Consider the following 7,518-nt stretch of genomic DNA (forward strand, 5'->3'; position numbering starts at 1 on the left):
CGACCCCCGTTGTGGGGTCCCGACAACCCCCCGTGGCCGGCCGTGCACGACGACGGCCCGCCACCCCGGGGCGGGGCGACGGGCCGTCGGGCGGCAGGGGGTCAGCGCTGCGGCAGGCGCACGACCTCGACGAAGAACTCGTCGATCTGGCGGACGACCTCGATGAACCGGTCGAAGTCGACGGGCTTGGTCACGTACGCGTTCGCGTGCAGGGAGTAGGACCGCACGACGTCCTCCTCGGCCTCCGAGGTGGTCAGCACGACGACCGGGATGCTGCGCAGCGCGTCGTCGCTCTTCATCGCCTCGAGGACCTCGCGGCCGTCCATCCGCGGCAGGTTGAGGTCGAGCAGCACGAGGTCCGGGGTCGGGGCGTCGGCGTGCTCGCCCTCCTTGCGCAGGAACGCCAGGGCGCTGACGCCGTCCGAGACGACCTGCAGCCGGTTCGCGACCTTGTTGTCCTCGAACGCCTCGCGCGTCATGAGGACGTCGCCCGGGTCGTCCTCCACGAGCAGGACGTCGATCACCTTGCCGTTGCGTGCCACGCTCACTCCGATCCCTCGGCCCGGGGGCCGTCCTGGTCCCGGCGGTCGTCCTGCCCGGGCTCCGCGACGGCCGGCAGCGTCCAGCGGATGCTGGTGCCCGGGCCGTCCGGCTCGCCGAGCCAGATCCGTCCGCCGTGGTACTCCACGATCTTCTTGCACAGGGCGAGGCCGATGCCGGTGCCCTCGTACACGTCCTTGGGGTGCAGCCGCTGGAAGATCACGAAGACGCGCTCCGCGTACTGCGGGTCGATGCCGATCCCGTTGTCCCGGCACTCGAGCTCCCACGAGTCTCCCACCCGCCGGGCGCTGATCCGGACCTCCGGCACGCGCTCGGGGTCGCGGAACTTGATCGCGTTGCCCACGAGGTTCTGCAGCAGCTGGACGAGCAGGGGCCGTTCGCCCCGGACCACCGGCAGCTCGTCGTGCGTGACGACCGCCCCGGTGTCCTCGACCAGGTTCTCCAGGTTGCCGACCGCGTCCGCGAGCGCCGCGTCCAGCGGCACGTCCGCGAGCTCGCCGCCCAGCCGGCCGACCCGGGAGAAGCCGAGCAGGTCCTGGATGAGCTGCTGCATGCGCTTCGCGCCGTCCACGGCGAACGCGATGTACTGGTCGGCGCGCTCGTCCATCTGGCCGCCGTACCGCTTCTGCAGCAGCTGCGTGAACGAGGCGACCTTGCGCAGCGGCTCCTGCAGGTCGTGCGACGCGACGTAGGCGAACTGCTCCAGGTCGCGGTTGGACCGACGGAGCTCCTCGGCCTGCTCGGCGAGCCGGTCGTGCGCCTCGGCGATCTCCGCGCGCTGGGCCTCGACGGCCTGCACCTGCGCGACGAGCGTCAGCCTCATGCGGTCGACCGCGTCCGCGAGCTCGGCGATCTCCCCCGGTCCGGTCGAACGCACCGGGTGGTGCAGGTCGCCCGCGATGACGGCGCGCGCGTCCGCGCCGAGGGCGTCGAGCGGCTCCGCGATCCACGAGCGCAGCGTGCGCCAGAGCACGGCGCCCGCGACCGCGCCGGCGATGACCAGCGCCACGAGCGAGCCGATCACGACCCGGGTCCAGGCGGCGAGGTCCGACGCGGCCTCGTCGCGGCGCTCGCGCAGCACGTCGAGGTACTCCTCCACGGCCGTCCGCGCCTGGTCGAACAGCGCCCGCCCGCCCTCGATCTCCTCCGGCGACACCGCCGCCGGCCCGCCGGTCGCGACCGCGGCGATCGTCGGCTGCGCGAACCGGTCGTCCCAGCGCTCGGCGGCCTCGACGGCCGCCGCCGCCGCGTCGCGCACCGGCTCGGTGGCGCTGCCGGCGGCGACGGCGGCGAACGCCTCCGTCGCGTCGCGCGCGTTCTCGTACGGCTCGAGCGTGCCCGGGAAGCCGGTCAGCGCGTACCCGCGCACCGCCGTCTCGCCGTCGACGAGCTGGGTGTAGGCCGTCTCGGCGTTGGTGATCGCCGTGAAGTACCGCTCGGTCACCAGGTCCTGGGACTCGAGCATCCGCCACAGGGCGACCCCCGAGCCGACGAACACGAGGGCCAGCACGACACCGGCGGCGGTGAGCGCGACGCCGAGGCGGCGGCGCAGCGTGACGCGGGACCGCGCGGCGGGGGCGGCGGTCGGAGCGGGTGCGGTCACGCGGCCGTCCCGTCCCAGCCGAGCACGACGACCGCCGTGTCGTCCACCAGCTCGCCGCCGTGCCGGCGCCGCACCTCGCGCAGCACCGGCTCGACCGGGTCCTCCGGACCCGTCGCCAGCACCTCGTCCACCAGCTCGAGCAGCCCGGCCTTGCCGATGCGCTCGTGGGTCCCGCCGATCGTCGCCTCCAGCACGCCGTCCGTGTACATCATCAGCCGCCACCGGTCGCCCAGCTCCAGGCGGCTCGGGCGCCAGGCGCCGTCCACCGGGATGCCGAGCGCGCGGCCCCGCAGCTCCCGGGGCAGGAGCTCCGACCGCGTGCCCGCGGCCGGGTCACCGAGCAGGAACGGCACGGGGTGGCCGGCCAGGTACAGGTCGACGGTGCCGCGGTCGGGCGCGATCTCGACCATCGACATCGTCGTGAACACCTCGCCCCGGGTGCGCTCGGACTCCAGCACCCGCTCCAGCAGGGGGAGCAGGTCCGCGGTCGCGGTGCCCGCGAGGACGAGCGTGCGCCACGCCGTGCGGAGCACCGCGCCGAGCGCGGCCTCGTCCGGCCCGTGCCCGCAGACGTCGCCGACGATCGCCAGCACGGTGCCGTCGGGCCGCTCGAACACGTCGTAGAAGTCCCCGCCGAGCACCCCGTCGCGGCCGGCGCGGTAGCCCACCCGGACCTCGAGCCGCGCGTCCTGCACCGACGGGCGCGGCAGCAGCGCGCTCTCCAGCCGGACCGTCTCCTCGGCGCGGACCATGCTGCGGTACAGCTCGCGGTCGACGGCCTGCAGCCGGCGGCGCTGCACGGCGTAACGGACCGAGCGGCCGAGCAGCTCGCCGTCGACCTCGCCCTTCACCAGGTAGTCCTGGGCACCCGCGGCGACCGCGCGCAGCCCGGTCTCGGTGTCGGTCCGCCCGGTGAGCACGACGACCGCGGGTGCGCCGGCGGTGAGCAGCGTCTGCAGCGCGCCGAGCCCGACGGAGTCGGGGAGCCCGAGGTCGAGCAGCACGCAGTCCACGTCGAGCCGGGCCGTCGCCTCGTCCAGCGTGCGGGCGCGCACCAGCCGGACGTCGAGGCCCGCGTCGGCGAGGTGCTCCTCGACCAGCAGGGCGTCGCCGTCGTCGTCCTCGACCAGCAGGAGCGCGATGGGCCCGCCGTCGACGGGGTCGACCGGGTGACCGGCGCGGCCGGGCCAGGCGGGCTGCGTCGCCGCAGCCGTCGTGCTCTCGGTCACCCGTCCACCTCTCTGCTGCTCGCAGCATAGGCGAGCGCCGTCCGGCCGCAAACGGCGCCCGCCGGGCCGGAACGTGCAGTGACCTGGATGGACGCCGCCGCGCGGCCGGCGTGTCAGTGACGCAGGTCGCGCGCGACCCGCAGCACCACGTCCGTCGCCTCGGGCTCGCCGACGCTGATCCGCACGCCGTCGCCGGCGAACGGCCGGACCAGGACGCCCGCCCGCGTGGCCGCCTCGGCGAACCGCGCGGTCCCGTCACCCAGCCCCAGCCAGACGAAGTTCGCCTGGCTGTCGGGCACGTCCCAGCCGTGCTCCCGCAGGCCGGCGAGCAGCCGGGTCCGCTCCCGCACGATGCCGTCCACCCGCTCCAGCAGCTCGTCCGACGCGCGCAGCGACGCGACCCCCGCCAGCTGCGCCAGGTGGGACACGCCGAACGGGGTCGACGCCGCGCGGATGCCGGCCGCCAGCCGCGCGTCCGCCACCGCGAAGCCGACCCGGAGGCCCGCCAGGCCGTAGGCCTTGGAGAACGTCCGGAGCAGCACCACGTTCGGGTGCGCGGCCAGCACCGCCAGCCCGTCCGGGGCGTCGGGGTCGCGCACGAACTCGACGTACGCCTCGTCCAGGACGACGAGCACGTCGCGGGGCACGGCGGCGAGGAACGCGTCCAGCTCGTCCGCGTGCACGGCCGGGCCCGTGGGGTTGTTCGGCGTGCAGACCAGCACCACCCGGGTCCGGTCGGTCACGGCGGCCGCGAGCGCCGGCAGGTCCAGCCGCCCGTCGGCGCGCACGGGCACCGGCACGCCGGTCGCCCCCGCGAGCGTGACCGCGATCGGGTACGCCTCGAACGACCGCCACGGGTGCACCACCTCGTCGCCCGCGTCGCAGAACGCGCTGAGGACGTGGCCCAGCACCGCCACCGAGCCGCAGCCCGCCACGACCTGCTCCGGCTGCACGCCCAGGTGCGCCGCGACCGCCTGGACCAGGTCCGACGCGTACATGTCGGGGTAGCGGTTCACGTCCACCGCGCCGTCCGCGATCGCGGCCACGACGGACGGCAGCGGCGGGTAGGGGTTCTCGTTCGACGAGAGCTTGAACGCAGCCGCGCCGACCGGCACCCGGGCGCCGGGGACGTACGGCGGGAGGCTCGCGAGGGCGGGGCGCAGGGGGACGTGCTTCACGCCGCCAGGATGCCACCGCGGGCGCGTCCGGCGGCACGGCGGGCCACCCCGTGGTCGCCGGGCCGACCACCCAGGGGCTGCCGCGCGGGCCGGGGCGATGGCAGGATCGAGCGCATGAGCTTCCTGCTGCGGGTCCTGATCAGCGGCGTCGCCCTGTGGCTGGCCGAGGTGCTGCTGCCCGGGATCACGATCATCGGCGCCGAGACGACGGGCGGGCGGATCGGCGTGATCCTCGCCGTCGCGCTCGTGTTCGGCATCGTCAACGCGATCGTGAAGCCGATCGTCAACATCATCTCGATCCCGCTCTACATCCTCACGCTGGGGCTGTTCACGCTGGTCGTCAACGCGCTCATGCTCATGCTCACCGCGTGGATCACCGAGCAGACCGACTGGGGCCTCCGGATCGACGACTTCGGCGACGCGTTCGTCGGCGCGCTCATCGTCTCCGTGGTGTCCTTCGCGCTGAGCGTCGCGATCCCGCGCAGCCGGGAGCGCTGAGCACCCGACCCGATCGCGCGGCACGTCCGCGCAGGTCACCCCCGGGTCGTCACCCGGACGGGCGAAGATCACCCGCCCCGATCTGTTGCCACCTCCGCCGGGCCCTCCTACCGTCGGCGTGGTCAGGGTCCGCCAGAGACGTCGTGGACCCGCCGGGGAGACTCAGGGGGAGTCGCCATGACAGCGCGACCGGGTGCCGCACAGCGTGCGCGCTCGCTCGCGTCGCGATGGGCCCGTCGGGGCCTGTACGCGGCGGGCGGGCTGACGCTCGCCGGTGCCGCCATGGTCGCGCTCGCCCCCTCCGCGTCCGCGCAGGACGCACCACCGCCCTCGTCCGGGCCGGTCTCGTCGCTGCTCGGCGGCGTCGGTGACCTGGTCGGCGGCGTCGTGCAGCCGGTGTCCGAGCAGGTCGTGGCCCCCGTGGTGCAGGCGGTGCTGCCGCCGGCTCCCGCGGCCCCCGCTCCGCCGGCCACGCCCGCGGCACCCGCCGCGCCGGCGCCGGCACCCGCGCCGCCAGCCGCCGCAGAGCCCACGGCACCGGCTGCGCCGGCGCAGCCCGGACCGGCTCCCGCCGCCGCTGAGGCGGTCGCCTCGACGCCCGCCGCGGGCGGTCCGGCCGGCGGACTGGTCGGCGCCGTGACCTCGGCCCTCGGCGACGGCGTCGTCGCGCCGGTGGTGGACGCCACGGCCCCCGTGGTCGACGCGGTCGTGGACGGCGTCGTCACCCCGGTCGCGACCGCCACCGACCCGCTCGCCCCGGTCCTCGGACCGGTGACCGACGCCGTCGTGGCGCCCGTGGTCGACTCCGTCGTCGCGCCGGTCGTCGTCGTGCTGCAGCCGGTGCTCACGCCCGTGCTCGACGCGGTGGCCCCGGTCGTGACGCCCGTCCTGACCCCCGTGGTCGGCGGCGTCGTCGACCCGGTGCTCGGCGGCGTCGGCGGCACGCCCGTCGGCGACCTGCTCGACCCCGTCGTCGGCGTGCTGCGCCCCGTGACCGACCCGGTCCTGCCGCCCACCGCGACGCCCCCGACCGCGCCCGCCGGGCCCGGTGCCGCGGGCACCCCGCCGGCCGGCGCGCCCGTGCTCGCCGACCTCGGCGCCCTCGAGCTCCTGCTGCCCGGGGCGGGCGCAGGACTCGGCCCGGCGGTCCCGGCCGGCTCGACCGCGGCCGACGCCGCGACGGCCGCCGACGCCGCGCACCTCGCCCCGTCCGCCGGCTCGGACGACGCGGCCCGGTCCGCGTCCGCCCCGGCCGGCGGCGGCGACCGTCCGGTCCCGCCCGCCCCGAGCGCGCCGGCCCCGTCCGGCTCCGGCGCCTCCGGCAGCCCGCTGCGCTCCGCCGGCGGCCAGGACGTGCTGGCCGTCCTCACCTCGCTCGCGCTGGTCCTCGGCGGCTCCCGGCTCCTGGCCGTGGCCCGCGACCGCGTCGAGCTCCCCCTGCGTCTGCGCGACGTCCCCGTCTTCCCCGCCTGAGTCCGGCCCCCGGCGCCGCGGCACTGCCGCAGCGCCAGACGGGCCACCGCGCCGCACTCCGGCGCACCGACTCAGAAGCAGGGGAAGACCACCATGCACACGAACATGAGGCGAGCGGTCCACACCGCTCTGCTGACCGGCGGCATCGTCGTCGCCGGCGCGGTCTCGGCGCACGCCGCCGACGACACCGGCATCCTGTCCGGCCTCGGGATCGAGGCACCCGTCGACGTCGCCGTGGACGTGTCCGGCCTCGCGGCCGGCGTACTCGGCGACGCGACGACCACCGCGGCGCCGGCGGCGCCCGCTCCGGCGGCTCCGGCTCCGGCTCCAGCGGCCTCGGCCGGTGGGGGCGCCTCGACGGGCGTGGCGTCCGGCACCGCCGTCGCCGCCCCGGTGAGCGTCCCGGTCGACGTCTCGACCGTCGCGGTCGGCGTCCTCGGCGACGCGTCCGCCACGTCCGCGGCCCCGGCCGCCGCTCCCGCCCCGCAGCCGGCTCCGGCCGCCGTGGTCGAGCAGGGCGACGCCGAGGGCGTCGCGTCCGGGACCGCCGTCGCGGCCCCGGTGCACGTCCCGGTCGCCGTCGACGGGGTCGCCCTCGGCGTCCTCGGCGACGCGAGCACGACGAGCACGGGCGGCACCGTGCCGGCCGGCGCGAGCGGCCCGACCACCACGGTCGAGGCCGGCGACCCCCAGGGCGTCGGCTCCGGCACCTCGGTCGCCGCGCCGATCACCATCCCGGTCACCATCGGCGACGTCGCCCTCGGGCTCCTCGGCGACGCGTCGACACAGTCGACCGGCGGGACCGGCACCGGGTCGTCCGGCGCCCCGACCACCACGGTCGGCGGCGGCAGCTCCGACGGGCTGCTCTCGGGCATCGGCGCCGCCTCGCCGATCAGCGTCCCGATCACCGTCGGCGACGTGTCGCTCGGCCTCCTCGGCGACGCCACCACCGACTCCGGCACCGGCTCGACCGGCG

General features: G+C 76.7%; 7 protein-coding genes. 3 read left to right on the forward strand and 4 right to left on the reverse strand.

Annotated elements, in window-relative coordinates; genetic code table 11:
* Positions 1 to 101 precede the first annotated feature (101 nt).
* The 4 genes from Cpa01nite_RS17645 to hisC form a co-directional block, all read right to left on the reverse strand.
* Positions 102 to 542 (reverse strand): response regulator, encoded by a 441-nt coding sequence (locus Cpa01nite_RS17645; protein ID WP_203670183.1) that lies wholly within the window; start codon positions 540 to 542, stop codon positions 102 to 104.
* A 2-nt stretch (positions 543 to 544) separates the two neighbouring features.
* On the reverse strand, positions 545 to 2,164 hold the full coding sequence (locus tag Cpa01nite_RS17650) for a sensor histidine kinase (RefSeq protein ID WP_239068900.1): 1,620 nt from the start codon (positions 2,162 to 2,164) through the stop codon (positions 545 to 547).
* Positions 2,161 to 3,393 carry a PP2C family protein-serine/threonine phosphatase gene (locus Cpa01nite_RS17655; protein ID WP_203670173.1) on the reverse strand — a complete coding sequence of 411 codons (1,233 nt, stop codon included), beginning with the start codon at positions 3,391 to 3,393 and terminating at the stop codon, positions 2,161 to 2,163. The genes Cpa01nite_RS17650 and Cpa01nite_RS17655 overlap by 4 nt, the downstream gene beginning before the upstream one ends.
* Positions 3,394 to 3,506: 113 nt before the next feature.
* On the reverse strand, positions 3,507 to 4,571 hold the full coding sequence (hisC, locus tag Cpa01nite_RS17660) for a histidinol-phosphate transaminase (protein WP_203670174.1): 1,065 nt from the start codon (positions 4,569 to 4,571) through the stop codon (positions 3,507 to 3,509).
* Positions 4,572 to 4,685: 114 nt separating this feature from the next.
* On the opposite strand from hisC, the gene Cpa01nite_RS17665 reads away from it, so the two are divergent.
* From Cpa01nite_RS17665 to Cpa01nite_RS17675, 3 genes are all read left to right on the forward strand, one after another.
* Positions 4,686 to 5,069, forward strand: a complete 384-nt coding sequence (locus Cpa01nite_RS17665) for a phage holin family protein (RefSeq protein WP_203670175.1) — start codon at positions 4,686 to 4,688, stop codon at positions 5,067 to 5,069.
* A 177-nt stretch (positions 5,070 to 5,246) separates the two neighbouring features.
* The gene (locus Cpa01nite_RS17670) at positions 5,247 to 6,542 is read left to right on the forward strand and encodes a hypothetical protein (protein ID WP_203670176.1); all 1,296 of its coding nucleotides are present in this window, start codon (positions 5,247 to 5,249) and stop codon (positions 6,540 to 6,542) included.
* Positions 6,543 to 6,647: 105 nt separating this feature from the next.
* The coding region (locus tag Cpa01nite_RS17675; protein ID WP_203670177.1) for a chaplin family protein at positions 6,648 to 7,518 on the forward strand (871 nt) is incomplete at its 3' end.

It is taken from the genome of Cellulomonas pakistanensis, from assembly GCF_016862755.1.
GTDB lineage: Bacteria > Actinomycetota > Actinomycetes > Actinomycetales > Cellulomonadaceae > Cellulomonas > Cellulomonas pakistanensis.